General features: G+C 60.7%; 27 protein-coding genes. 15 read left to right on the top strand and 12 right to left on the bottom strand.

The genetic code is table 11. The annotated features are described in order from the left end of the window. Window positions 1-96: 96 nt before the first annotated feature. Window positions 97-933, top strand: a complete 837-nt coding sequence (locus DD235_RS03465) for a methylenetetrahydrofolate reductase (protein ID WP_109061004.1) — start codon at window positions 97-99, stop codon at window positions 931-933. Window positions 934-1,005: 72 nt separating this feature from the next. Here the strand turns inward: DD235_RS03465 and accD are convergent, their stop codons facing one another. From accD to pncB, 5 genes are all read right to left on the bottom strand, one after another. Further along, window positions 1,006-1,878 carry an acetyl-CoA carboxylase, carboxyltransferase subunit beta gene (gene accD, locus DD235_RS03460; protein ID WP_109060621.1) on the bottom strand — a complete coding sequence of 291 codons (873 nt, stop codon included), beginning with the start codon at window positions 1,876-1,878 and terminating at the stop codon, window positions 1,006-1,008. A 25-nt stretch (window positions 1,879-1,903) separates the two neighbouring features. Next, a complete protein-coding gene (trpA, locus tag DD235_RS03455) occupies window positions 1,904-2,740 on the bottom strand; it encodes a tryptophan synthase subunit alpha (protein ID WP_109060620.1) in 837 nt (278 codons plus the stop codon). A gap of 45 nt (window positions 2,741-2,785) precedes the next feature. After that, complete coding sequence (gene trpB / locus DD235_RS03450) at window positions 2,786-3,985, bottom strand: tryptophan synthase subunit beta (protein WP_109060619.1); 1,200 nt, start codon at window positions 3,983-3,985, stop codon at window positions 2,786-2,788. Between the two features lie 138 nt (window positions 3,986-4,123). After that, window positions 4,124-6,394 (bottom strand): RelA/SpoT family protein, encoded by a 2,271-nt coding sequence (locus tag DD235_RS03445; protein ID WP_109060618.1) that lies wholly within the window; start codon window positions 6,392-6,394, stop codon window positions 4,124-4,126. A 73-nt stretch (window positions 6,395-6,467) separates the two neighbouring features. Beyond that, window positions 6,468-7,649 (bottom strand): nicotinate phosphoribosyltransferase, encoded by a 1,182-nt coding sequence (pncB, locus tag DD235_RS03440; RefSeq protein WP_109060617.1) that lies wholly within the window; start codon window positions 7,647-7,649, stop codon window positions 6,468-6,470. A 153-nt stretch (window positions 7,650-7,802) separates the two neighbouring features. On the opposite strand from pncB, the gene fdxA reads away from it, so the two are divergent. The 7 genes from fdxA to DD235_RS03405 all read left to right on the top strand — a co-directional run bounded on the left by fdxA (window position 7,803) and on the right by DD235_RS03405 (window position 13,933). Then, window positions 7,803-8,126, top strand: a complete 324-nt coding sequence (gene fdxA, locus DD235_RS03435) for a ferredoxin FdxA (protein WP_109060616.1) — start codon at window positions 7,803-7,805, stop codon at window positions 8,124-8,126. Window positions 8,127-8,168: 42 nt separating this feature from the next. Beyond that, window positions 8,169-8,975, top strand: coding sequence for a ferredoxin--NADP reductase (locus DD235_RS03430; RefSeq protein ID WP_109060615.1), 807 nt, complete (start codon window positions 8,169-8,171; stop codon window positions 8,973-8,975). A 39-nt stretch (window positions 8,976-9,014) separates the two neighbouring features. Next, the gene (gene rsxB / locus DD235_RS03425) at window positions 9,015-9,623 is read left to right on the top strand and encodes an electron transport complex subunit RsxB (RefSeq protein ID WP_109060614.1); all 609 of its coding nucleotides are present in this window, start codon (window positions 9,015-9,017) and stop codon (window positions 9,621-9,623) included. Next, window positions 9,620-10,255 (top strand): endonuclease III, encoded by a 636-nt coding sequence (gene nth, locus DD235_RS03420; protein ID WP_109060613.1) that lies wholly within the window; start codon window positions 9,620-9,622, stop codon window positions 10,253-10,255. Before rsxB ends, nth begins: the two co-directional genes overlap by 4 nt. A 185-nt stretch (window positions 10,256-10,440) precedes the next feature. After that, complete coding sequence (gene zigA, locus DD235_RS03415; RefSeq protein ID WP_109060612.1) at window positions 10,441-11,655, top strand: zinc metallochaperone GTPase ZigA; 1,215 nt, start codon at window positions 10,441-10,443, stop codon at window positions 11,653-11,655. A gap of 78 nt (window positions 11,656-11,733) precedes the next feature. Continuing rightward, window positions 11,734-12,747, top strand: coding sequence for a CobW family GTP-binding protein (locus DD235_RS03410; RefSeq protein ID WP_146193406.1), 1,014 nt, complete (start codon window positions 11,734-11,736; stop codon window positions 12,745-12,747). 118 nt (window positions 12,748-12,865) lie between these two features. Continuing rightward, window positions 12,866-13,933, top strand: coding sequence for a linear amide C-N hydrolase (locus DD235_RS03405; protein ID WP_109060610.1), 1,068 nt, complete (start codon window positions 12,866-12,868; stop codon window positions 13,931-13,933). 2 nt (window positions 13,934-13,935) lie between these two features. On the opposite strand, the gene DD235_RS03400 is transcribed toward DD235_RS03405, so the two are convergent. The 7 genes from DD235_RS03400 to DD235_RS03370 form a co-directional block, all read right to left on the bottom strand. Next, window positions 13,936-14,718 carry an ABC transporter ATP-binding protein gene (locus DD235_RS03400; RefSeq protein WP_109060609.1) on the bottom strand — a complete coding sequence of 261 codons (783 nt, stop codon included), beginning with the start codon at window positions 14,716-14,718 and terminating at the stop codon, window positions 13,936-13,938. Continuing rightward, window positions 14,715-16,538, bottom strand: a complete 1,824-nt coding sequence (locus tag DD235_RS03395; RefSeq protein WP_109060608.1) for a branched-chain amino acid ABC transporter ATP-binding protein/permease — start codon at window positions 16,536-16,538, stop codon at window positions 14,715-14,717. Before DD235_RS03395 ends, DD235_RS03400 begins: the two co-directional genes overlap by 4 nt. Before the next feature lie 6 nt (window positions 16,539-16,544). After that, entirely contained in the window at window positions 16,545-17,585 is a 1,041-nt protein-coding gene (locus DD235_RS03390; protein ID WP_109060607.1) for a branched-chain amino acid ABC transporter permease, read from the bottom strand. 132 nt (window positions 17,586-17,717) lie between these two features. Beyond that, on the bottom strand, window positions 17,718-18,857 hold the full coding sequence (locus DD235_RS03385; RefSeq protein ID WP_239990013.1) for an ABC transporter substrate-binding protein: 1,140 nt from the start codon (window positions 18,855-18,857) through the stop codon (window positions 17,718-17,720). Window positions 18,858-18,945: 88 nt separating this feature from the next. Then, window positions 18,946-19,509, bottom strand: coding sequence for a biotin transporter BioY (locus tag DD235_RS03380; protein WP_109060605.1), 564 nt, complete (start codon window positions 19,507-19,509; stop codon window positions 18,946-18,948). A gap of 72 nt (window positions 19,510-19,581) precedes the next feature. Continuing rightward, a complete protein-coding gene (locus DD235_RS03375) occupies window positions 19,582-20,172 on the bottom strand; it encodes an energy-coupling factor transporter transmembrane component T family protein (protein ID WP_109060604.1) in 591 nt (196 codons plus the stop codon). Beyond that, the gene (locus DD235_RS03370) at window positions 20,166-20,864 is read right to left on the bottom strand and encodes an energy-coupling factor ABC transporter ATP-binding protein (RefSeq protein ID WP_109060603.1); all 699 of its coding nucleotides are present in this window, start codon (window positions 20,862-20,864) and stop codon (window positions 20,166-20,168) included. The genes DD235_RS03375 and DD235_RS03370 overlap by 7 nt, the downstream gene beginning before the upstream one ends. Before the next feature lie 60 nt (window positions 20,865-20,924). On the opposite strand from DD235_RS03370, the gene msrB reads away from it, so the two are divergent. The 7 genes from msrB to DD235_RS03335 all read left to right on the top strand — a co-directional run bounded on the left by msrB (window position 20,925) and on the right by DD235_RS03335 (window position 25,675). Beyond that, window positions 20,925-21,320 carry a peptide-methionine (R)-S-oxide reductase MsrB gene (gene msrB, locus DD235_RS03365; protein WP_109061003.1) on the top strand — a complete coding sequence of 132 codons (396 nt, stop codon included), beginning with the start codon at window positions 20,925-20,927 and terminating at the stop codon, window positions 21,318-21,320. Continuing rightward, window positions 21,317-21,916, top strand: a complete 600-nt coding sequence (locus tag DD235_RS03360) for a septation protein A (protein ID WP_109060602.1) — start codon at window positions 21,317-21,319, stop codon at window positions 21,914-21,916. The genes msrB and DD235_RS03360 overlap by 4 nt, the downstream gene beginning before the upstream one ends. 1 nt (window position 21,917) lies before the next feature. Next, window positions 21,918-22,208, top strand: coding sequence for a BolA family protein (locus DD235_RS03355; protein WP_109060601.1), 291 nt, complete (start codon window positions 21,918-21,920; stop codon window positions 22,206-22,208). A 19-nt stretch (window positions 22,209-22,227) separates the two neighbouring features. Next, the gene (locus DD235_RS03350; RefSeq protein ID WP_109060600.1) at window positions 22,228-23,004 is read left to right on the top strand and encodes a peptidylprolyl isomerase; all 777 of its coding nucleotides are present in this window, start codon (window positions 22,228-22,230) and stop codon (window positions 23,002-23,004) included. A gap of 212 nt (window positions 23,005-23,216) precedes the next feature. Then, on the top strand, window positions 23,217-23,927 hold the full coding sequence (locus DD235_RS03345; protein ID WP_109060599.1) for an ABC transporter ATP-binding protein: 711 nt from the start codon (window positions 23,217-23,219) through the stop codon (window positions 23,925-23,927). Window positions 23,928-24,125: 198 nt separating this feature from the next. Continuing rightward, entirely contained in the window at window positions 24,126-24,443 is a 318-nt protein-coding gene (locus DD235_RS03340; protein ID WP_109060598.1) for a helix-turn-helix domain-containing protein, read from the top strand. 2 nt (window positions 24,444-24,445) lie between these two features. Next, window positions 24,446-25,675, top strand: a complete 1,230-nt coding sequence (locus DD235_RS03335; protein WP_109060597.1) for a type II toxin-antitoxin system HipA family toxin — start codon at window positions 24,446-24,448, stop codon at window positions 25,673-25,675. Window positions 25,676-25,678: the final 3 nt, after the last annotated feature.

Raw genomic sequence — 25,678 nt, 5'->3', positions numbered from 1 at the left:
GCGGTTTTTCATTTCATCACAACAGAATTTTGCCAATATTCGCCAGATACGGCAGATCCCTTGACTCATCCCGATACACCCAGCGCCGCCATCGATATGACTGATGCCTATTCGCTAGAGGTCAACGCGAAGGACATGCCGGCCCTGACCGCAGCAGCGCCCCGGATAGCACCGGCATCCATCGTCTCCATTCCCTACCTGCCAGGTCAGGACAATGACACACGGCTGGCCGCTGCACGGGCCGTACACAAACTCGGTTTTGACGCCATGCCACATCTTTCGGCACGCCGGGTGACCTCGTTGACAGAGCTTGATTTATTTATCAAGCGCGCAACCATCGAAGCAGGTGTCGAACATTGCCTGATCGTTGCGGGTGATCCCCCAAGCCCGATGGGGCCGTTTCCAGATAGCTTGTCACTGATCGAAACTGGCATCTTCGAGCGCTCCGGCATCAAAGTCATAGGGGTCAGCGGTCATCCTGAAGGCCATCCGGTCATGGACCCCGCCCATCGCTGGGATGCGCTCGAAAAGAAGTGCCACAGCATTGCCATGCGTGGCATGACACCGCTGATCGTCACCCAGTTTTCATTTGATGCCGACAGCGTTTTGACATGGTTGAAAGCATTGCGCGAGCGTGGCCTTGATCATCCTGTGCGGATCGGCGTACCTGGCCCGGCAGGCATCGCAGTGCTGATGCGTTATGCCGCATTGTGCGGCGTCAGTGCATGCACATCGATATGGTCCAAGTACGGATTTTCAATGGGTAAGCTGCTCGGAACGGCAGGGCCAGATCTTTTTGTGGATCGCCTGGCCGCCGGTCTGACAGAAGCGCATGGAAAGGTGAATCTGCATTTCTTTCCATTTGGGGGCATCGCCCAGTCTGCGGGATGGATAGAGCAGTATCGCTCTCGCAGGGGCAAAACGGCCCCCTGAGACGAGTCTGAATCCAGAAAGGCGGCCCCTGCATAACAGTCCGCCCGACACTGCCCCCAGGCTGGCAGCGCCTTACTGGGAAACGACGCCTTCCGGCTGTCGCATCAACAAGGCCAGCAGGTGTGCCAGTTCATCGCGCAGCTTGCGCCGATCCACGATCATGTCGATGGCCCCTTTGTCGAGCAGGAACTCGGCACGCTGGAAACCTTCGGGCAGTTTTTCACGCACGGTCTGCTCGATCACGCGCGGTCCGGCAAAACCAATCAGTGCCTTGGGTTCAGCCACGACCACATCGCCCATGAAGGCAAAGCTGGCAGACACGCCACCCATGGTCGGATCGGTCAGCACACTGATGAATGGCAGCCCTTTTTCGGCAAGGCGTGTCAGCATGGCATTGGTCTTGGCCATCTGCATCAGCGACTGCAGGCTTTCCTGCATGCGTGCACCGCCCGAAGCCGCCACACAGATGAATGGCATGCGGCCATCGATGGCTGCCTGCACGCCACGTGCAAAGCGTTCACCGACGACGGAGCCCATCGACCCCCCCATGAACTCGAACTCGAAGCAGGCCAACACGACCGGCTGCGTGACAATGGCACCCTGCACCACCACCAGCGCGTCGGTTTCACCCGTCTGCTTCATGGCTTCTTGCAAGCGCTCGGGATACTTGCGGCTGTCCTTGAACTTGAGGCTGTCGACTGCACGGGTATTCTGGCCGATCTCGGTACGCCCTTCACGATCCAGCAAGGTATCGATGCGGGCACGGGAGCCGATGCGCATGTGATGATCACATTTCGGGCAGACACGCATGTTTGCCGAAAGATCCTCGTTGTACAGCACGGCCTCGCACGACGGACACTTGACCCACAGGCCTTCGGGCACACGCTTGCCGGCCCCTTCGTTCTTGTGAATGCGCGGAGGCAAAATCTTGTCTAGCCAACTCATGTTGCGATTCCTGTTGTCAATCTGTTCAGAGCGCGTCGCGCACGGTCTTGAGCCATGCCCCTGCGGCCTCGGCAGCCTTGTCGGCCACTGCCTGGGGCGCGGCATCCGCTACGGCCTGCTCGATGGTTTCGATCAGTTTGCTGCCGATCACCACCGCATCGGCCACACCGCCGATGCGGGCAGCACTGGCTGCATCGCGGATACCAAAGCCAACCCCGACCGGGATCGTGACATGCTCGCGGATGGCAGTCAGCCGGCGCTCGACGTCGTCGATATCCAGATGGCCTGCGCCAGTGACGCCCTTGAGCGATACATAGTACACATAGCCACGTGCCAGGGCAGCCACCTGGCGGATACGCTGTTCGGAAGAAGTGGGTGCCAGCAGAAAAATCGGCGCTATGCCATGCCGGGCCAGCGCGGCAGTGTAATCAGCGCTTTCCTCTGGCGTATAGTCTACCGTCAGGACACCATCGACACCGGCTTCGGCCGCTCGGGCGGCGAACTGCCCCAGTCCCATGCGTTCGATCGGATTGGCATAGCCCATGAGTACCACGGGCGTATTCTGGTCATCGCGGCGAAACGCAGCAACCAGTTCCAGCACCCGCGACAGGTTCATGCCACGATCCAGCGCCCGCTGCGTCGCCCGCTGCACGACCGGACCATCTGCCGAAGGATCGGAGAACGGAACGCCCAGTTCGAGAATATCGGCCCCATTGGCCACCAGTGCATGCATCAGCGGCACGGTCGCTTCGTCGGACGGATCACCCGCGGCGATATACGGCACCAGTGCCGCCCGGCGTCGCTCGGCGGCGCGCAGTGCGGCAAAGGTACGATCAATACGGTTGTCAGGCTGTGCGCTCATGCCCGCACTCCTTGTTGTCGATACGGAAAATGATTCATGCTTTTCCTAGAAAACAATACCGCCACGCTCGGCCACGGTATGGATATCCTTGTCGCCGCGCCCGGACAGGTTGACCAGGATGATCTGATCGGGCGACATGGAGGCTGCCATGCGGCGGGCACACGCCAAGGCATGTGAAGACTCAAGCGCCGGAATGATGCCCTCCAGGCGGCAACAGTCATGAAATGCCGCCAGCGCCTCTGTGTCGGTCACGGTCTGGTATTCGGCGCGACCAACATCCTTGAGCCAGGCATGTTCCGGCCCTACGCCAGGGTAGTCCAGGCCCGCCGAAACCGAATGGGTTTCCTGGATCTGCCCATGAACATCCTGCAGCAGATAGGTGCGGTTGCCGTGCAGCACACCCGGCGTACCCAGCGTGAGCGACGCCGCATGACGCCCTGTTTCGAGCCCGTCACCCGCTGCCTCAACGCCGACCAGACGGACGGCATCATGCGTCAGATAAGGATAGAAAATACCCATGGCATTGGAGCCGCCGCCCACGGCAGCGACCACGACATCGGGCTGGCGACCGGCGGCCTCGGGCATCTGCACCAGTGCCTCGCAACCGATCACCATCTGGAAATCACGCACCATGGCCGGATAGGGATGCGGCCCCGCGACCGTGCCGATGATGTAGTAGGTATCCTCGACATTCGTGACCCAGTGGCGCATGGCCTCGTTCATCGCATCCTTGAGCGTGCGCGAACCTGAATCGACTTCGCAGACCTCGGCACCCAGCAGCTTCATGCGGTACACATTGGCCGCCTGCCGACGGACATCCTCGCTGCCCATGAAGACCTTGCACTCCATCCCGAAACGGGCGGCAACGGTTGCCGTGGCCACGCCATGCTGACCTGCACCGGTTTCGGCAATGACCTTGCGCTTGCCCATGCGGCGTGCCAGCAGGGCCTGGCCAATACAGTTATTGACCTTGTGTGCGCCGGTATGGTTGAGATCCTCGCGCTTGAACCAGATCTGCGCGCCGCCGATCTGCTCCGACCAGTGGCGGGCATGATAGACCGGCGAAGGCCGGCCCACGAAATGCCGCAGCTCGTATTCGAACTCGGTCACGAACTCGGGATCGTCGCGATAGCGAGCATAGGCATCGCGCAATTCATCCAGTGCATGCACCAGGGTCTCGCCGACGAATACGCCGCCGTATGGCCCAAAGTGCCCGTTGGCATCAGGTTGGTCGTAAGCTGTCATGAGGCTACCTAAAGTAATCGGACATTTTAGCAGTCTGGCCGCTGACATGCGATGCCCGGAGCCCTGCTCTCCCAAAGGTGATACCTCGGCACCGAATATCGAAGGCCAACCTGGCCTGAACGATGACAACGCATTCACTCAGGCCCGCACAGCCTCTACCACGTCGCGCACCTCGGCCAGAGCGGCCAGCACCTGCAACAGCTGACTGCCGTCGCGCACCTCGACCGTGAACACCATATGTGCCAGGGAACGCCTGCTCTGCGTATTGACCCCCACCACATTGAGCCGCTGCCGGGCGAACACTTCGGACAGATCCCTCAGCAAACCGGAGCGATCCTGTGCCCGCACACTGATATCGACCGGATAGAGCGCATCCTTGCCCTGCCCCCAGGCCACCTCGATGACCCGCTCCGGATGTCGTTCGGCGAGTACGGCAAAGCTGTGACAATCCGCACGGTGTATGGACACCCCACGACCACGCGTGACAAACCCGTTGATGGCATCGGGCGGTGCGGGGCGACAGCAGCGCGCCAACTGCGTCATCAACGCATCGACGCCCACCACCAGCACGCCGCCCTGGGTCGAGGCCGTCTCGCGTCCGGCCGTGCGGCCGGACTGTGCAAACAGGTCGGCATCCTCATCCTCTGCCTGCTCACCCCGCTCCTGTTGCTGGAACAGGTGATCAAGCTGGCGCAGGCTGAACTCTTCCTTGGCCGCGGCCACATACAGATCATCGGCACGGGCAAAGCCCAGTTGCTGCGCCAGTTGCTCCTGATTGACGGCGGTCTTGCCCAGCCGCTGCAATTCCTTTTCGACCAGCGCCTGGCCCTGTACGATGCGTTGCTGCAACTCAATGGCATTGAACCAGAGCCGCACCTTGGCACGCGCCCGCGGGCTGGCCAGAAAACCGGATTGAGGCTTGAGCCAGTCGCGCGAAGGCCCGCCTGACTTGGCCGCGATAATCTCGACCGTCTGGCCGGTCTGCAGCTTTGTCAGCAGGGGCACCATCTGGCCATCGACTCGCGCACCGCGACAACGATGTCCCAGGTCGGTATGCAGGTGATAGGCAAAATCGACCGGCGTGGCCCCCTGCGGCAGATCAATCACGCGGGCCTGCGGCGTGAGCACGTAAATACGCTCATCCTCGACGGCCATCTCGACCTGAGCCTCGGGTCGGCCGCCCTCCTCGTTACTGACATCGGTATTCCAGGCCAGCAACTGTCGCATCCAGGCAAGTTGGCGATCATACTGACTCGAAGCCTTGACCTGACCACCGCGAGCGCCAGCCTCTTTGTAGTGCCAGTGCGCTGCCATGCCATACTCGGCAAAATCATGCATCTCGCGAGTACGGATCTGCACCTCGAATGGCTTGCCATCCTCATCATTGACAACGGTATGAAGCGAGCGATAGCCATTGGGCTTGGGTCGCGAGATATAGTCATCGAACTGCTCGGGCAAGGGATTCCACATTTCGTGGACCAGCCCCAGTGCCGTGTAGCATTCACGCTCGTCGGCCACAATCACGCGCAACGCCCGCAGGTCGTAAAGCTGGGAAAAATCCAGCTTCTTGATGCGCATCTTGTTCCAGATGCTGTAGATATGCTTGGGACGCCCGCTGACATCGGCCTCGATGCCGACACCTGCCAGGGCCGCGCGAACCCGTTCGACGGCACGCACGATGAATGCCTCGCGCTCGACCCGCTTTTCTTCAAGGCTGGACGCAATCGACTTGTAACGCACCGGGTCGAGCTGGCGAAAGGCCAGATCCTCGAGCTCCCACTTGAGCTGCCAGATACCGAGCCGGTTGGCCAGGGGCGCATACAGACTCAGGCTTTCGCGAGCAAACTCGGGCGAACACGGCACTTTGCTGACAGCATGCCAGCGCAGTGTCTGCAGGCGCGAGGCCAGCCGCATCAGCACAATGCGCAGATCGGCCGCCATCGCCAGCAGCATCTTGCGCAGCATTTCCTGCTGATTGCCGGAACGCGCCTCGCTGTCGTTGGATTCGCGGGCAATCTGCCCCAGGCGGATCAGCGCCTGCGCACCCTGCACCAGCCGCGCCACTTCTCCGCCAAACTCGGCAGCAACAGGATTGTTGCGCAACGAACGCGGTTCCATCTGCTCGACCGGCAATGCGGCGAGCAGGCCGGCTGTACGAGTCGCGGCATCAAGCTGCAAACCTGCCAGAATCAAGGCCACACCGGCCCCATGTGCGGCCAGCCGTTCGCCGCTGGCTGCCTGCCGATCATTCAGTCGAGGCAAAATCCAGGCACGCACCTGGGCCATCAGCGCCTGTCCCTTGTCGTCCAGTTCCTCCGAAACAGCCTGCAGCCAGTCCTCGTCGAGCAGGACGGCTGGATCGGCACTCAGGTCGACGGTATCAGTACGGGTGGTCGAAGATACAGGCATGGTCGCAAGCAGAAAACGGCAAAATACCGGACAGGAATTACCAACATGTCAGGATACCGCGTATTTGTCTTGATCAGGGTGGCGGCAGATCAAAGACCTGGCGCAGGTACGCCAGGTAGGCTGGGTCATCGCACATGGTTTTTTCCGGCGCATCCGACACCTTGGCGACCGGCTGGCCATTGCAACGGATCATCTTCATGACCACCTGCAACGGCTGATGCCCCAGGTCGTTGGTCAGGTTGGTGCCAATGCCGAATGAGACTTTGCAGCGCCCCGCAAAGCGCTTGGCCAGTTCGATGGCCAACGGAAAGGTCAGTCCGTCCGAGAAAATCAGTGTCTTGGTGCGAGGATCGACGCGATTCTTGCGATAGTGCTCCAACATGCGCTCGCCCCAGGTAAACGGATCGCCGGAATCATGTCGCGCCCCATCGAAGAGCTTGCAGAAATACATATCGAAATCGCGCAGGAAGGCTTCCATGCCATAGACATCGGACAAGGCAATGCCCAGATCGCCCCGATATTCCTTGGCCCAGGTCTCGAGCGCGAAAACCTGAGAGTCGCGCAGGCGCGGCCCCAATCCCTGGCAAGCCTGAAGATATTCATGCCCCATGGTGCCAAGCGGCGTGACATTGTGCTCGCGTGCCAGCCAGACATTGCTGGTGCCGGCAAAATGCGGCCCCATCTGCTCCTTGAGCACCCGCACGACCTCCGCATGCCAGGCCTTGGAAAAGCGCCGCCGCGTACCATATTCGGCCAGGCGAAACTCATCAAGGTCAGGGTCATCGAGCACCAGGTGCATTTTGGATTGAAGGCGCTTGCGCCCCTCTTCCCATTCAGAATCCGGAAAACGGCTGGTATTTCTGAAATAAACCTCATTAACGATTGCCAATACCGGAATTTCAAAAAGAATCGTATGCAGCCACGGGCCTTGGACACTGATTGAAATGCCGCCGTTATCATCGCTCTCGATAATATCAATTGCCTTTTCCGGTAAATGGAAGAGCCGCAGGAAATCAACGAAATCACTTTTGATAAATCGCAAGCCGGAAAGGTAGTGAAGTTCGTCTTCTGCGAAGCGAAGCTGGCATAATGCGCGAACTTCTGCGCGGATTTCGTCGATATAGGGCCGCAGGTCAACACCTGTCGTGCGACACTTGTAGCGGTATTCGACCTGCGCGGCAGGGAACTGATGCAGCACGACCTGCATCATGCTGAATTTGTACAGATCGGTATCGAGAAGCGAAGTAATAATCATATCGTCAGCTGCATATCAAGCGGCCATGGTACAGCACCTGCCCCGAAAGGGGTATCCCTGCCAAAATCCGCCAATTGGGTAAAATTGCACATTGCGACCAGCGCGGTCGCAATGATTTCGTTGGAGCGCGGCACAGCCGCCGGAGTACCGAACATGACTCATGTCGTCACAGAAAACTGTATCAAATGCAAATATACCGATTGCGTGGACGTTTGTCCGGTCGATTGTTTCAAGGAAGGGCCCAACTTCCTCGTCATCGATCCTGACGAATGCATCGACTGCGCAGTCTGTATCCCGGAGTGCCCGGCCAACGCCATTTTCGCCGAAGAAGATGTGCCCAGTGATCAGGTCCAGTTCATCGCGATCAATGCCGAGCTTTCTCCGACCTTCCCCACCATCAGCCGTGCCAAGGACTCCCTGCCGGATGCCGACGACTGGAATGGCGTGGGTGACAAGCTCCAGTACCTGGAGCGCTGACGCGCGCGGCGCATCGATACCAGCAGCAAGGACCCGCCCGACATGACGACGCTTCCCGACGAAAAATTCTTCCGCACCCCCGTTACGGATGTTCGTACCTGGGTACCCGGCAAGCTGTTTTCGCTGCGGGTCGAACGCCAGCCGGGCTTTGACTTCACGGCAGGGCAGTTTGCTCGCCTCGGCCTGCAGGACCCCGCCACGCCGGAAGAAGCGCCGACACTCTGGCGTGCCTACTCAATGGTATCGGGCGCAAGCGACCCCTACCTCGAGTTCTATTCGGTCGTCGTGCCCGAAGGGCAATTCAGCCCGCGCCTGGCGGCCTTGCAACCAGGTGACATGCTGTGCATCGACCGCACGCCCTTCGGTTTCCTCACGGCCGACCGCCTGCACCAGAACGGCGATCTCTGGCTGATCGGCACAGGAACGGGCCTGGGGCCCTACCTGTCTATCCTGAAGGAACAATCGGTCTGGCAGGCTTTTGATCGTATCATCGTGGTTCATGGCGTACGCCATGCCGACGAGCTGGCCTATCGCGATACGCTCTCGAATCTGGCAGATCAGGCTCCATGGTGTGACTGGGGCGTGGCCGGCAATGATCGCTTCCTCTACCTGCCCATTGCCACCCGCGAGGCTCTGCCCGGCATGCCTCAGGAACGCCTGACCACGCTGATCGAAAATGGTGACCTGGCCCGCTTGGCAGATTCTCCGCTAGATCCCCAGCGCGCCCGCGTGATGCTGTGTGGCAATCCCGACATGATCACGCAAGCCCGCAAGATGCTGAGCGAGCGCGGCTTTGCGCCGGGTCGGCGCGGTGCCCAGGGCAATCTGGCTGTCGAAAACTACTGGTAATCGCAGGGGCGGCTTCATATCGCTGCTCCTCTTTCGCGCATGCTCGAAGAACAGATCAACGCCCTGCTGCCCCAGACGCAATGCACCAAGTGCGGCTATGACGGCTGTGCTCCCTATGCCACTGCCATCGCACGCGGCGAAGCCGCCATCAATCGCTGCCCGCCCGGCGGCGACACCGGCATTGCTGATCTCGCCAGGTTGCTGGACACGCCGATACTGCCGCTGGACGAAACTCGCGGCAAGCATACGCCCCTGCTGGTCGCCGTCATCGACGAGCAGCATTGCATTGGCTGTACGCTGTGTATTCAGGCCTGTCCTGTCGATGCCATTGTCGGTGCCAACAAACGCATGCATACCGTGCTGGCCGACTGGTGCACGGGTTGCGACCTCTGCCTGCCGCCCTGTCCAGTCGACTGCATCAGTCTCGTGCCTGCGCCTCGCCCCGCCTGGAACCGCAGCGATGCCGAACAGGCCCGATTGCGCCACCAGCACCGCCAGGCGCGCAAGCAGCGCATGGCGGACAAGGCACCGGCAGCGGTGACCGCACCTCCGGTGGCCGTACGTGACGCCGGACACAAGCAGCAGAGTGTGCTGGATGCCCTGGCCAAAGCCAGGGCACGGCGTGCCGCGGCAGGAGGCGCACCATGAATGCAGCCAAGCGTCTCGAAATGTTCCAGCGACTGAGGGCAGCCAATCCGCACCCAACCACCGAACTCGAATACGACACGCCCTTCCAACTGCTGATTGCCGTTATTCTGTCCGCACAGGCAACGGACAAGTCTGTCAATCTGGCGACGCGTCGTTTTTTCCCACAATACGGCACACCGCAAACCCTGTTCGATCTTGGCGAGGAAGGCCTGGCAGAGTACATCAAGACCATTGGTCTGTACCGCACCAAAGCCAGGAATGTGATTGCCACCTGCCGGATGCTGCTCGATCTGCATGGCGGTAACGTGCCTCGCGAGCGCGAAGCGCTGGAAGCGCTGCCCGGCGTGGGTCGCAAGACGGCCAATGTCGTGCTCAACACCGCATTCGGCCTGCCAACGATGGCCGTCGACACCCATATTTTCCGGGTGTCGAACCGGACCGGCCTGGCTCCCGGCAAGAATGTCCTCGAGGTCGAGCAGAAACTGCTGCGCAACGTACCTAGGGAGTTTCTGCTGGATGCCCATCACTGGCTGATCCTGCATGGTCGCTATATCTGCGTGGCACGCACCCCGAAATGCCCGCAGTGCGGCATCAGCGACCTTTGCGACTTCAAGCCCAAGACCGCAGCCTGAACGATACCTGAGCGGCATTGTGGCCCCGCCGTCCTGGTCTGTGATCCCTCAGGACATCAGCATTCTGTTGCGGTAAAAATTGCACTAGAATAGTTATGTTATAACATTTCTATTGACATGCCATAATGGCAGCATCGGATATGCATTGCACTACGGCATATCCATACGACACGACTTTTTGCAACATGAATCTCTACTCTCCCCTCAGCGGCCGCCCACGCCTGCCTGTCACTGTCCTGTCCGGCTTTCTCGGTGCCGGCAAAACCACCTTGCTGAACCACATCCTGAACAATCGCGAAGGCCGCCGCGTGGCGGTTATTGTCAACGATATGTCCGAAGTCAACATCGACGCCTCTCTGGTACGCGACGGCGGTGCCAGCCTGTCCCGTACGGATGAAAAATTGGTCGAAATGAGCAACGGCTGTATCTGCTGCACGCTGCGCGAAGACCTGCTGCTCGAGGTCGCCAGACTGGCCGCCGAGGATCGCTTCGACCAGTTGGTCATCGAATCGACCGGCATTGCCGAACCCCTGCCGGTGGCAGAGACCTTTACTTTCGAGGACGATCAGGGCCGCAGCCTGAGCGAGATCGCCCGGCTCGACACCATGGTCACCGTCGTTGATGCCTGTAATTTCCTGCGTGACTACGATTCCCATGACAGTCTGCAGAAACGCGGTGAATCGCTGGGGCCGGAAGACGAACGCACCGTGGTTGACCTGCTCATTGACCAGGTCGAGTTCTGCGATGTCATCGTCCTCAACAAGGCCGACCTCATCGACACCGCATCCTGCAACCGACTGCAAGCCATCCTGCAACGCCTCAATCCGCGCGCGCGCATCGAGATCGCCCGTTTTGGCCAGGTGCCGCTGGCACGCGTCCTGGATACCGGTCTCTTCGATTTCGATGCTGCAGCGCAGGCACCGGGCTGGCTCAAGGAGCTGCGCGGCGAGCATGTGCCGGAAACCGAGGAATATGGCATTACCAGCTTTGTCTACCGGGCGCGCCGCCCCTTCCATCCGGGTCGTTTCTTCGAGCTGGCGCAGGAAAAATGGCCCGGTGTAGTGCGTGCAAAAGGGTTTTTCTGGCTGGCCAGCCATCCTGCCTTGGCAGGCAACTGGTCCCAGGCCGGTGCCATTCTGCGGCATGGTGTCGCGGGACACTGGTGGGCTGCCGTATCTCCCGAGCGTTGGCCACAGGACGACGAAAGCCGCCTGCGCATTCTCGAAAAATGGGATAGCAGCGTCGGTGACGCACGCCAGGAACTGGTCCTGATCGGCATGGACATGGACCAGGCAGCCCTGCAAGCCCGGCTGGATCTTTGCCTGCTGGATGACGCAGAGATGGCACAGGGACCGATCGCCTGGCAAACGTGGCACAATCCCTTTCCTGACTGGCCCTGAGCATGAATGGGCCGCTGCACCACAAGGCCGCAGCCGCAAAGGCTTGCAACGGGCCCATTGATCGCTTACACCATCGCCATGCCCGATTCCTCTCAAGCACGCAGCGCTCTGCCTGCACCGATTCCCGTCACCCTGCTGACGGGTTTCCTGGGTAGTGGCAAGACGACACTGCTCAACCATCTGGTCCAGCAGCCGGCATTGTGTCACGCACTGGTCGTCATCAACGAATTCGGACAGACCGCGCTGGACCACCTGCTGGTTGCGCACAGCACAGAGCAGGTCGTGGCACCACTGGCAGGTGGCTGCCTTTGCTGCCACCTGCGCGGCGATCTGGTACAGACGCTGCGCGACATTACCTGGCGTTTTGCCCGCAACGGCCAGCGTCAGTTCGACCGGGTCCTGATCGAAACCAGCGGCCTGGCCGATCCGATCCCCATACTCCAGACGCTGGCCAGCCACCCGCAATTGTCAGGCCGTTATCGACTTGACGGGGTGATCTGTACCCTTGACCTGTGCCATGGCAACGAGACACTGGCGCAACACCCGGCCGCACTCAGGCAGCTGGCAAGCGCCGACTGTATCCTGCTCACCAAGCCAGATCAGGCCAGTGCGGCGCAGCATGCATCATTGCGTCTGCAGCTTGATCACATCAATCCATCTGCTGCCCGGATGGAAATCCGCCATGGAGCCATAGCAGCAGACCAGCTGCTGGAACTCGTTTCGGCAACCCACCATGCGGCACGTACCAGCAATACACCCATCACGGGCACCGCCCTGCTGTCGCCACACCCGCTGTCAATGCGCCATGCAGGCAGCACGCTACCGGCCGATCATGGCCTCGCGGCAACCACCGTCACCTTCGAAACACCGCTCGCACTGGCCGGCCTGCCGCAGTGGATTGCCGCGCAGACGGCCAACCTGCCCGGTCATGTCCTGCGAATCAAGGGGCTGCTGCATATCGAGGGAGCTGCTGTGCCCTACGCCATCCACGGCGTCGGCCACAGCATCTATCCACCTGTACCGCTGCAGAGCTGGCCAAATGTCGACCGGCGCAGCCACGTTATTTTCATTACCCACACGCCGGCGGTATAAAGCCGCCGTCGCACGGCCATGCCATGAAAGTCAATTTCATCAAGGCCGCAGCAATCCTGCTATGCGACGTTACAAAGTCCCGTATAAGATAGCGATGCCCCCACTACGGAGATGCTCCATGCCCCGCCCCAGTTCATCGCGCAGGATCGTACTTGCCGCTGCACTCGCCCTGACCGTGGCCTTCGCGCCGCCATTGGTCGAAGCATGCACCCGGCTGGTCTATCACGGCGTGGCCGACCAGATCGTGACGGCACGTTCGATGGACTGGAAAACCGACGTGGGCACCAACCTATGGGTCTTCCCACGTGGCATGCAGCGCAACGGCGAAGCCGGCCCCAACTCCATCAACTGGACCTCGCGCTATGGCAGTGTCATCGCATCGGGCTATGACATCTCAACCACCGATGGACTCAATGAGGCGGGGCTGTCGGCCAGCGTGCTCTGGCTGGTCGAATCCAGCTACCCCGAGCACGACAGTGACAAACCAGGCCTGACCATTGCCGCCTGGGCGCAATATGTACTGGACAATTTCGCCACCGTGGCCGAGGCCGTGGCTTACCTTTCGACCGAACCGTTCACACTGATCAGCGATAACGTACCGGGTGAAGACCGCCTTGCAACCCTGCACCTGGCCATGTCCGATGCCACCGGTGACAGCGCCATCATCGAATATATCGATGGCAAGCAGGTCATCCATCACGGCCGTCAGTACCAGGTCATGACCAATTCGCCGACGTTCGACAAGCAACTGGCCATGGAAGAATACTGGAAGGACATCGGTGGCACCATCGTGCTGCCGGGCACCAACCGGGCCGCAGACCGCTTTGCCCGGGCCTCGTTCTACGTCAATGCCGTCCCCAAGACCGATAACCCGCTCGAGACCATCGCCAGTGTCTTCAGCGTGATTCGCAACGTATCCGTCCCCTATGGATTGACCACGCCCGACCAGCCGAATATCTCCTCGACCCGCTGGCGTACCGTGACCGACCACAAGCGCAAGCGCTATTTCTTTGAGTCCGCGCTCACGCCCAATATCTTCTGGGTCGATCTGGACAAGCTCGATCTGTCCGAGCAGACCGGCAAGGTCATGAAACTGGACCTGGGAGCCAACCAGAAGAATATCTACTCTGGCATGGCCAACGACGCCTTCCGTGAAAGCGCGCCGTTCAGATTTCTGGGTGTCTGAGCTCAGTCGTCCCGGTGTTTGCCCAGGCCCAGATAGCTCTCGATCACGGCCGGATTGTCCCTGAGCTCGTGAGCCGGGCCTTCAAGCGATACCGCGCCTGCTTCCAGCACGTAGCCATAGTCGGCCACCTGCAATGCGGCGCGGGCGTTCTGTTCGACCAGCAGGGTCGCCACTCCCGTCGCACGCAAGCCGGCGATGATATGGAAAATCTCGCGCACGATGCGTGGTGCCAGCCCCAGGCTGGGCTCGTCGAGCATCAGCACGCTGGGCTTGGACATCAGGGCCCGACCCACCGCCAGCATCTGCCGCTCGCCACCTGAGAGCGTACCGGCCATCTGCTGGCGGCGCTCTTTCAGGCGCGGAAACAGAGTGAAGACTTCATCCATGCTATCGCGCCATTGCCGCTCACCTGCCCGGTAGCGGCGGAATCCACCCAGCAGCAGATTGTCCTCGACACTCATGCTACCGAACAGCTCGCGCTTTTCCGGCACCAGCGCCAGCCCTTGCGCCACCCGATGCTCCACGCCCCAGTGTTCGATCTGGTCGTTCTGGTAGCGCACAGAACCACTGGCCCGCCCATTGCGCGGCAACGATCCCATGATGGCGTTGAGCATGGTCGATTTGCCCGCACCATTGGCACCGATCACGGTCACGATGGCACCAGGTGCCACCTTGAGCTCAGGCACGGTCAATGCATGGACCTTGCCATAGCGGACAGTCAGGTCCGTCACCGCCAGGACCGGCGGCTGGCGCTGGTCATTGCCGGCCACAGGATGTTCGCTCATGCCTCGTCTCCTTCTTCGACACCACCCAGGTAGGCTTCCAGTACGGCAGGATGGCGCTGGATTTCCTCGGGTGATCCCTCGGCCAGCCATGAGCCGAAATCCATCACGACCAGATGATTGGTCAGTCGCATCACGAAATCCATATCATGTTCGACCAGCAGGATGCTCATGCCCTCCTCCCGCAATTGCGACAGAACCGCAGCCAGCTCCTGCTTTTCACGGTAGCGCAAACCGGCAGCCGGCTCATCGAGCAGCAGCAGTACCGGATCGGCTGCCAGGGCACGGGCGATCTCCAGCAGGCGTTGCTGGCCCAGGGCCAGGTTGCCGGCCTGTTCGTGCAGATAAGCGCCCAAGCCAACACGTTCAAGCTGGCGGGCGGCCTCCTTGAGCAGGCTCGCCTCGCGGGCACGGTCAAGGCGCAGAATCCCGGCGGGAACACTGACGTGGCTGCGCAAATGCGCACCCAGCGCCACGTTTTCCAGCACCGACATCTCCGGCAACAGTTGTACGTGCTGGAAAGTACGGCCCATGCCGGTCTGCGCGATCTCGCGTGCCGAACGCCCGCTGATGCGCTGCCCCAGAAAGCGTACCTCACCGGAAGTCAGAGGCAGGATGCCGCTGACCAGATTGAAAGTCGTGCTCTTGCCAGCACCGTTCGGGCCGATCAGGCCCACGATCTCGCCGGCACGCACGCGGAAACTGATGTCATTGACCGCCACCAGCCCGCCAAACTGCTTGCGGATATGGTCGACTTCCAGCACCAGGCTGCCTTTCTCGGGACGCACGCGACAAGGCAGCTCGGCAGCCGCCGGATCGATCACGGTCGCCGTAACAGGCAAACTCGTGCCACGCACCCGCCACAGTCGCCGCCAGAATGCCGACAGCCCCGGCCAGAGGCCCTGGGCTGCATACTGCAACATCAGCACCAGCAGCACACCAAAGACAATCATTTCGATATTGGTGCTGGTATCGAGCAACTTGGGCACGATGTTCTGGATCTGGTCTTTCAGGCCCAGGATGACGGCCGAGCCCAGGATGGCTCCCCAGACATGTGCCGCCCCGCCCACTACGGCCATGAATAAATACTCGATGCCGTAGTTCAGGCCGAACGGACTGGGACTGACGGCACGCTGCATGTGCGCATACAGCCAGCCGGACACCGATGCCAGCATGGCGGCATAAACGAAGATTACCGTCTTGTAGGCAGCGGTATTGACACCGAAGGCCTCGGCCATGCCTGCCCCACCGCGCAGCGCGCGGATGGCACGACCCGGACGTGACCCCAGCAGATTGAGCGTAGCCCACACCGACAGCAGCACACAGAACCAGATCAGGTAATAGATACTGCGACCGCTGCCCAGCGACCAGCCGAACAGGGACAATGGCTGGATACCGGAAATGCCATCATTGCGGCCCAGCCATTCGAGATTGCCGAACAGGTAATACAGCGACAGGCACCAGGCCAGCGTGCTGAGCGGCAGATAATGCCCGGACAGGCGCAGCGTGATGACGCCGATGATCCAGGCCAGCACGGCAGTGATGACCAACCCGGCCAGCAGGGTCAGCCACGGCGACCAGCCTGCCTGGGTGGTCAGCCAGGCCGTGGTGTAGGCACCGATCCCGACGAATGCGGCCTGCCCGAACGAGGTCAGCCCTCCTACCCCGGTCAGCAATACCAGTCCCACCACGACCAGGCTGGCCAGGCCGATATAGTTGAGCTGGGTAATCCAGAATTCCGGGGTCGCGCCAGACAGCGGCAACAGTGCCAGGATCAGCACGAAGGCGCACAGCGTCGCCCGACAAAGGGTACGGTTACGCATGGCTGATCACTCCTCTTCTTCTTCGACATGCGGGCTGCTGAGCGAACGCCACAGCAGCACCGGGATGATCAGGGTGAAGACGATCACTTCCTTGTAGGCGCTGGCCCAGAACGAAGCAAAGGCCTCGATAATGCCCACCAGCAAGGCACCGGCTGCGGCCACCGGATAGCTCGCCAGACCGCCGATGATGGCACCGACGAATCCCTTGAGACCAATCAGAAAACCGGTATCGTAGTAGATGGTCGTGACCGGAGCGATCAGCATGCCCGACAGCGCGCCGATGGCTGCCGCCAGGGTAAAGGTCAGCCGGCCCGACATCACGGTACTGATGCCCATCAGGCGTGCCCCGCGACGATTGACCGCCGTGGCCCGCAAGGCCTTGCCATAGATAGTGCGCCCGAAGAACAGCCACAATGCCACGATCAATGCTGCGCAGGTCAGCACCACGAACAGGCTTTGCGCCGACCAGGTGACCGCGCCGAGATCGATCTGTCCTTCGACGAAGGCGGGTGTACGCCAGCCTTCGGCACCGAAGAAAGCCAGCGCCACGCCCGTCAGGGCGAAGTGCACGGCCACCGATACGATCAGCAGTACCAGCACCGGCGCATCCACCAGGGGCTGATAGACGATGCGATACAGCATGGGTCCCAGCGGCACCACCAGTGCCAGTGTCAGCAGCGCCTTGCCCCACAGGCCGATATCGTAGGCCGACAGCCAGTGCGTGAGCACAAACAGGGCCACCGGCAAAGCCAGGTATTGCAGTGCCGCCCAGGCCAGTCCGGTCGCCCGGCGCTGGCGAAAGGCCTTGAACAGTTCCATCAGAAAGGCACAGGCACCTGCGATCAGCAACAGCCAGACCGTACCGGGCACGCTGCCATTGACCAGCATAGCCAGTGTCAATGCACCAAATGCGACAAATTCGCCCTGAGGGATGAAGATGACCCGCGTAACCGCGAAGATCAGGACCAATGCCAGGCCCAGCAAGGCATAGATAGCGCCGTTGACGATCCCGTCCTGCAGCAGGATCAGCGCGATGGTTGCATCCATTCAAATTCCTGTCGAAGCCCTGGGGCGCTACCTGCGGCAGTCTGACCTGGGCTTTTCGTTCGGTCTTCCCGGCCACCCTGCGGGCGGCGCGGGAATCCAATTTATATCTGTTGCTTGTGCGGTTTCAGCCGATCAGGGCAGGTAGACCCACTTGCCATTCTCGATCTTCGCCATGACGCGAGCGCGATTGTCGAGTCCTGAATGATCAGTCGGCGACATGCTGAAGACGCCATGCACGCCAGCGACTTCCTGCAGCCCCTCGATGGCATCGCGCAGCGCCACACGGAAGGCTTCGGTGCCCGGCTCGCCAGCCTTGAGCGCCTCGGGCAACGCCGCCTGGATCAGCACGCCGGCATCCCACAGGTGGCCGCCGAAGGCCGATACCGAACCGGCACCATACATGTTTTCATAGGCCTGGGTGTATTCCAGCGCAATCGCCTTGCCCGGGTGATCATCAGGCAGTTGTGCCGCCACCACCAACGGGCCGACCGGCAGCAGCGTGCCTTCGCCATCCGCACCGACGACGCGCAGGAAATCGTTGTTGGCCACACCGTGGGTCTGGTAGATCAGGCCGCCATAGTTGCGTGCCTTGAGTTCCTTCTGGGGCAATGCGGCAGGCGTACCGGCACCGGCCACCAGCACGGCATCGGGACGGGCAGCAATCAGCTTGAGCACCTGACCGGTGACGCTGGTATCGGGACGCGCATAGCGTTCGGTCGCCACGATGCGGATGCCCTTGGCCTCGGCGGCACGCTTCATCTCGTCAAGCCAGCCATCGCCATAGGCATCGGAAAAACCGATGAAGCCCAGCGTCTTGACATTGTTCGATGCCATCGATTCTGCCAGCGCCTCGGCCATGAGGATATCGTTCTGCGTCGTCTTGAAAGCCCAACGGCGCTTGTCGTCCATGGGTTCGATGATACGGGCATTGGCCGCCACGCTGATGAGCGGCACCTTGGCCTCGGCCACCACATCCAGCATCGCCAGCGTACCTGGCGTGGCGGTGGTGCCGATGATCACATCGACCTTGTCCTCGGAGATCAGCTTGCGGGCGTTGCGGACTGCCTGGGTCGTATCGGTAGCGTCGTCCAGCACGATGTACTCGATCTTCTGGCCGGCGATCTCGGTCGGCAGCAACGCCACGGTATTGCGCTCGGGAATGCCCAGCGACGCGGCCGGACCGGTACTCGATACCGTCACGCCCACCTTGACCTGCGCCTGCGCCCAGCCTGCACACAGTACCAGCGCAGTGGCCAGCATTGTGCGAACCATCTTGTGTCCCCTCATTCTTGCTCTCCCCATCCGGAAATGAAACAGATCTCTTGTCAAAGCCAAACAGCGTATTGTATTCAAAATGCGCTCAGATACCGTGTGCTGCATCGGCCGACCAGAAGCGTCGCACGCGCACGGCTGCCAATGCAGCCAGCACGCACTTGACGATATCGCCCGGAATAAAGACCAGCACAGCCGCTATTGCCTTGCCCAGCCCCATGCCGGTCACCAGTGCCAGCCAGGGAGCCCCCAGCGCATAGACCACCACCACGCCACCCATCAGGCTGGCAACCGCCTGACCGCCAAGCGCACGCCAGGTCGCGCCGGAAGCCGGCAGGCGTTGCGCCAGCCAGCCCGTCACGAACGCGCCAGGCAGCATGCCCAGTAAAAAGCCGCCCGTCGGCCCCATCAGGACACCCATGCCACCACGCCCACCCGGCAAAACCGGCAGTCCCACCACAGCCAGCAGCACGTAAAGCGCCACAGCCAGCAGGCCACGCCAGGGTCCGAGCATCAGTCCCGCCAGCATGATCCCCAGCGTCTGCAATGTCACCGGCACCGGAATCAGTGGCACAGGTACCGGCGGCACCAGACTGAGCACCACGCACAGCGCGGCGAACAGGGCGATCAGAACGATATCGCGCGTTTTCATGGGAGACTCCTTTGTCTATTTGTCATATCCGGATTTTCAGAAACTCTGCTCGTCACACTCGCCTGCCACATTTCAACGCCGCGCATCCACAGCCTGTGCAATCGCCTCGGCCTGCCGCAACATGCGGGCCAGCAACGGTTCGATACGCTGCAGCACATTGCCACCACCTCGGGCGGCCTGCGCTTCGCCGATTTCCTGCCAGGCACGGGCAATCTCCGGTATGAAACGCAATACCAGGGCACAGGCCAGCGCCACACGCGAGGCGTCGAGCAAACCCAGTCGCTGCAGCGGCATCAGGGCGCGCTCGAGCGTGACCAGCAAATCGCCGCTGCGCGTCGACAGCATCAGGGCCAGCCCCAGGCCGAACAGCGCCAGTATCCGCAGCGAGGCGGCCCAACCGGCCATCGGCCCCTGGGCCCAGCCGGTAAAAATCCCCAGCAGAACGATCACCGGCAACATGCGCCACAGTGGCCGCCACAGAAACCGCAGATGACCGGCTGCCCAGCAGGCCAGCCCCCAGGCCAGCAACACGGCAGCCGCCAGCCAGGGCAGTGCCGTCACGAAGAAAAGCCCGGCCCCCGCCGCGCACATCACCAGCAACTTGAGACCCGCCGGCAAGCGCTGCAGGACGGCATCACGTCCGACGTGATATTCGATCAGCATGGCGCACCACCCAGCGTCGCACAGCGGCGGCGATACCAGTCCAGTGCCGCTGCAGGCGCATCATCGGCCACCACCTTGCCTTGCTCCATCACCAGCACCCGGTCGAAATCATCCAGCAGCGGCAAGTCATGGGTCAGCACCAGCAATTGCTGCGGCAGTGTCTTCAATACCGCACGCAGCCGTTCCCTGTTGAGCAAGTCGAGTTGATTGGTCGGCTCATCAAACACAATGGCCTCGGGCGCGCAGACCAGTACGGCCGCCAGGGCAGCCATCTGCTGCTCGCCACCCGAGAGCGCATGCGCAGGTCGTTCGGCCAGTGCAGACAGCCCTAGTGCCGCAAGCTGTGCATCAATGCGCTGCGCCTGTTCGGCACGCGTCAGCCCCAGCCGCTGCAGGCCGAAAGCCATATCTTCGCGCACAATGGGAAACACGATCTGGTCGGCCGGATTCTGGAACATGAAGCCGACCCTGCGGCGTACAGTACCCGCCTGACTGCGGGTATCAAGGCCATCAACCCGCACCGAACCCGTCGTCGGCAACACCAATCCATTGACCAGGCGAGCCAGCGTACTCTTGCCGGCTCCATTGAGTCCGACCACGCCTACGCGCGACTCGACCAGCCGCAGCGAGATCTGCTGCAGGATAGGCCGTCCGGCCGCTTCGACGCCGGCCTGTTCAAACTCGATCAACATGAGGCAGAATTATGCCATCAACCCATCCCGCTCATGCCCTGCCAGCAACGGACCACCCATATGGAAAAGCTCACTCTCCCGGATGAAGAATGGCGCGCACGCCTTGACCCTGACGAATATGCCGTCACCCGCCGCAAAGCCACCGAACGGCCCTTTTCAGGCCGCTACCTGAACACGACGGCCACCGGCATCTACCGCTGTGTCTGCTGTGGCACGGCGCTATTTGCCTCCGACACCAAATTCGATGCCGGCTGTGGCTGGCCCAGCTATTTCGAGGCCATCGACCCGGCCAATGTGCGTGAGGAGCGCGACACCTCGCACGGCATGATCCGGACCGAAGTACTATGCAACGTGTGTGACGCCCACCTCGGCCATGTCTTTCCCGACGGTCCGCCACCCACCGGGCTGCGCTACTGCATCAACTCACTGGCCCTGACCTTCGAACCCATACGATGAAAAAATTCCTGTTCGACCTGTTTCCGCTGATCCTGTTCTTTGTCGCCTACCGGTTTGCCGATATCTACACCGCCACCGGCGTGGCCATGGCCGCCGCCGTGCTGCAGATTGCCTGGCTCAAGCTGCGCAGCCTGCCGATCGAGGGCACCCACTGGATCAACCTGGGCGTCATTGTCTTCTTCGGCGGTGCCACCCTGATCCTGCACGACGACGCCTTCATCCGCTGGAAGCCCACCGTGCTGTACTGGCTGTTTGGTGTCATCCTGCTGGGTGCGCAGTTGCTGTTCGGCCGCAACCTCATGCAAAAGATGCTGGGTGCCAAGGTTGAAATGCCGACAGCGGCCTGGAATCGCTTCAACCTGAGCTGGGCCATATTTTTCCTGATCGCAGGCGCGCTCAACCTGTATGTCGCCTTCTCCGGCCAATTCACCGAGTCCCAGTGGGTCAACTTCAAGGTATTCGGCCTGACCGTGTTGCTGATCGTTTTTGTCATCATCCAGTCACTCTGGCTGGCACGCCACATGACACCCGCCGGCCAGGATGGCGAGGCAGGGAACTCCGACCGCGATCCCCGGTCTGACATCAAGGATGACTGACATGACACAACCCTCACCGCTTTCTCCCGATGTCTCTGCCGAACGCACGGCCTTGCTGCGCGACCGGCTGGTCATCCTGCAACCCACCGACCTCGAGATCGAGGACCAGTCACACCTGCACGCCGGCCATGCCGGCAGCCGCGGCGGTGCCAGTCACTTTCGGCTGCGCATTACCAGCCCGCGCTTCGACGGCCTGAGCCGCGTGGCGCGCCAGCGTCTGGTGTATGATGCGCTGCAGGATCTGATTCCCTTTCCGATTCACGCGCTGGTTCTGGAAACCCAGGTACCTTAACTAGGACATTCCCATACCTATGAAACGCATCGCCCTTATGGCTGCCGCCTGCGTCATCGCAGTGCCCGCCTACGCCCAGAACGTCGCCACGGTCAACGGCAAGCCCATCACCCAGAAAAGTTTCGACCAGTTCATTTCGCTGCTGGTCAGCCAGGGCGCAGCCGACTCCCCCGAGCTGCGCAACCAGGTCAAGGACGAAATGATCAACCGCCTGGTCTTCGTCCAGGAAGCCGAAAAGGCCGGCCTCAACAAGAGTGCCGATGTCGAGACCGAACTCGAACTGGCTCGCCAGGGCATTCTGGTCCGTGCGCTGATGAGTGACTACCTCGAAAAGCACGCCATCAGCGACGAAAAGATCCAGGCCGAGTACGACAAGGTCAAGCAGGCTCAGGGCGACCGTTCCGAATACCAGGTGCGCCACATCCTGGTCGAGGACGAGAAAACCGCCCAGGACATCCTGGCACAGGTCAAGCGTGACGGCTCCAAGTTTGCCGATCTGGCCAAGGAACACTCCAAGGATCCCGGCAGTGCCGAACGCGGCGGTGAACTGGGCTGGTCCGCAGCCAGCAACTACGTCCAGCCGTTTGCTGACGCCGTGACTGCCCTCAAAAAGGGTGAACTGGCCGACAAGCCGGTCCAGACCCAGTTCGGCTGGCATGTGATCCAGGTTGAAGACACCCGCCCCATCGAATTCCCCGCCCTGGAGCAGGTCAAGCCTCAGATCGAGGAAATGCTGCGCCAGCAACAACTGAGCGCCTACCAACAGGAACTGCGCGAAAAAGCCCGCATCCAGTAATCCAGTAAGGCCACCAGCAATCTGGTTGCCTGCATCTGCGGCAACCAGAGCAGAATTCCCAACCACGCGCACCTTGATGGTGCGCGTGGTTTTTTTATCTGAACATGGGGGAAATCCATAATGATCTATCGCTGCGGCATCCCCCATAATGATGTTGCAGTGCATCGAACAATAACATCCTGCATGCCACCCCAACCACAAGGACCCTCGGCGTGAGTCCCGCCCTCGAGATCAATGCGCTCAATGCCTGGTACGGCGCTACCCACATCCTGCGCGATGTGTCGTTCAACGTACCTACCGGCTCCGTCGTGACGTTGCTGGGCCGCAACGGTGCCGGGCGATCCACCACCCTGCGTGCCATCCTGGGGATGACCAGCCGGCGCAGCGGATCGGTCCGCATCCACGGACGCGAAATCATCCAGTTGCCCACCTACAAGATCGCCCATATGGGTGTTGGCTACTGCCCGGAAGAACGCGGCATCTTCGGCAGCCTGACCTGCGAGGAAAACCTGCTGCTGCCACCCGCAGTCGACCAGGTCGCAGGCGGCAGCATGTCCCTGGCCGAAATCTATTCGCTGTTTCCCAACCTGGCGGCCCGGCGCGACACACCGGGCAACCGCCTGTCCGGCGGCGAACAGCAAATGCTGGCCATCGCCCGCATCCTGCGTACCGGTGCCCACCTGCTGCTGCTGGACGAAATTTCCGAAGGGCTGGCCCCCGTAATCGTCGAAACGCTCGGGCGCATGCTGCACGAGCTCAAGGCGCGTGGCTATACCATTTTGCTGGCAGAACAGAACTTCGACTTCGTCGAACCCGTCTCGGATTTTTTCTACCTGATGGAGCATGGCGTCATCATCGACTGCGTAGCTGCCTCTGGAGTGCAGCAGAACCGCCATGCGCTCGAGCGTGTGATGGGAGTCTGAAGCGATCGCTCCGACGGACAATCTCGTACTGACTGGCAACACAATTTTCCAGAATAACCTACGCCAATCCATTGATATATAAAAACAGATCAAATTAAAATATTGATCTATATTTACATATCAAAAATGCTATCCGGCTAAAAAATTTGATATATTAAAACATATCAAATTTAAGTTTGATCTATAGAGGTAGATCAGATGAGCTATAGCCTTGAATCGATTTCAGCATATTTACGCGCAGCGCGCAGTGCCAAAAAACTCAGCCAGCGCGACCTGAGCACACGGGCTGGCGTGCCACAATCGCACATTTCCAAGATAGAAAGCAATCAGGTCGATCTGCGCCTGTCCAGCCTGATCGCCATCGCCAATGCCCTGGAACTGGAAGTGACGCTGGTGCCACGCCAGGTCATGCCAGCCGTGCAATCCGTGGTACGGCATCAGGTTGCACAGCTGGCTTCGGCACCTGCCCCGGACATGTCTGCCCGGCCTGCCTACACGCTGGATGACGAGGAGTGACCATGGCAGGCGCCAGCACACTGATCGTTCGGCTCCATGACCAGCCAATCGGAACACTGACACAAATCGGCGGTGATCGCAGCCTGTTTGCATTCAGCGAGGCCTACGTCCAGACACAGGAACGCCCCACACTTAGCCTGAGCTTTAAGGATAGCTTCGGAGAGCTGCTGACCGACGTCAGGGCTTATCGCAGCCGCTTGATGCCTTTTTTTTCCAACCTGCTGCCCGAAGGACACCTGAGAAGATATCTTGCAGAAAAAACAGGGGTCCATCCAGACAGGGAATTCTTGTTGCTGCAGACGCTGGGACAGGATTTGCCGGGCGCGATCACCCTCGCGGCCGAAGACAGCCAGGATCAGGCCATATCGACAGACACGCCATGCGACACGGGTACCGAATCCTCGGCCATTGCGCATGCACTGCGCTTTTCACTGGCAGGCGTGCAACTGAAGTTTTCTGCCGTCCAGAATGCTCAGGGTGGCCTGACGATACCTGCACGGGGCGTGGGTGGCGACTGGATCGTCAAACTGCCCTCTCGCGAATTCCGACACGTACCGGAAAACGAATTCTCGATGATGACGCTGGCCAAGCGTATTGGTATCGATGTCCCAGCCATTGATCTGGTCGAGGTTGCTTCCGTGCATAACTTGCCTGCAGGCATTCAGCAGTTCGGCAACCAAGCTTTCGTGATCAAACGATTCGATCGCATGAACGATGGGAAACGCATCCACATCGAGGATTTTGCGCAAATCTTCGGCGTATACCCACATGAAAAGTACGACAGGGCCAGCTACCGCAGCTTGGCCAGGGTGATTGCAGCCGAGTCAGGCGACGATGATATCGCCGAGTTCATCAGAAGAGCCACCTTCAACGTACTCATCGGCAACGGTGACATGCACCTGAAAAACTGGTCGCTCATCTATCACGACCAGCGCCATGCCCGCCTGGCTCCGGCCTACGACTTCGTATCCACCATCGCCTATCTTCCCGGCGAGCAGTCTGCATTGAACTTCAGCCGCAGCAAGTCCTTCAGCAACTACACGCAGGATGAACTGGAACATTTGGCCGCTAAAGCCGCCCTGCCCAGGCATTTTGTGCTTGAAACGGCAAGAGAAACCGTCGCGCTGTTCGTGCAGCACTGGAACGAGGAAAAAGCACATCTGCCCATGAGTCGCGAAGTGCGCGAAGCCATCGAGGCCCACCTGCGCACTTTGCCCATCATGGCACTTTGAGCC

Source organism: Corticimicrobacter populi, assembly GCF_003123725.1.
In the GTDB taxonomy this organism is placed as follows: domain Bacteria; phylum Pseudomonadota; class Gammaproteobacteria; order Burkholderiales; family Burkholderiaceae_B; genus Corticimicrobacter; species Corticimicrobacter populi.
The sequence above is the reverse complement of the archived record's forward strand: the minus strand, read 5'-3'. Positions and strand labels throughout refer to the sequence as shown.